The sequence below is a fragment of the Shigella sp. FC1967 genome (assembly GCF_001743005.1).
In the GTDB taxonomy this organism is placed as follows: Bacteria; Pseudomonadota; Gammaproteobacteria; order Enterobacterales; family Enterobacteriaceae; genus Proteus.
This window is the reverse complement of sequence record NZ_MIIZ01001225.1, coordinates 1-466: the sequence shown is the minus strand read 5'-3', so window position 1 is coordinate 466 and position 466 is coordinate 1. Positions and strand designations below refer to the sequence as shown.

At 46.1% G+C, this 466-nt stretch carries 1 pseudogene; it reads right to left on the bottom strand.

Annotated elements, in window-relative coordinates:
- Nucleotides 1-427 (bottom strand): annotated as a pseudogene (gene tnpA, locus BHE89_RS20505) (IS200/IS605 family transposase); the annotation flags it as partial.
- Nucleotides 428-466: the final 39 nt, after the last annotated feature.

Genomic DNA, 466 nt, shown 5'->3' with positions numbered 1-466 from the left:
CAATCAAGCGTTGACTGGCTCTGAACGTAGGCTCTGAGTGTTTCAATCGTTGCCCCTCCGGTGCTACAGACAAAGTACGACCTTGACCACAAAAGTCCCGTTTTACTTTGCGTCCGTAAATGTGTGTTTTGCTGGCGCAGCAGGCGCGACGATACTGATTTCAGATTGTTGACCATCACACTGACCGCCAGTTTTTGGCGGGTAAGCAACCAACAGATGCACATGGTCAGGCTCTCCGTCCATCTCAATAATTTCGCATTCAAGTTTTGCCGCAGCGGAGTCAAATACATCACGCCGTTGAGCGATCATCTGTCCGTCAAATAGCTTACGTCGATACTTTGTCGTAAAGATCAGATGCACGACCAGTTTTACTGACACTGTGCCGCTTTCTGAGGGATCCCGCCAGTAAATCATCATGATTACTCAATTGATATATTGCCCTAACATGTTAAAATAAAAACATTAT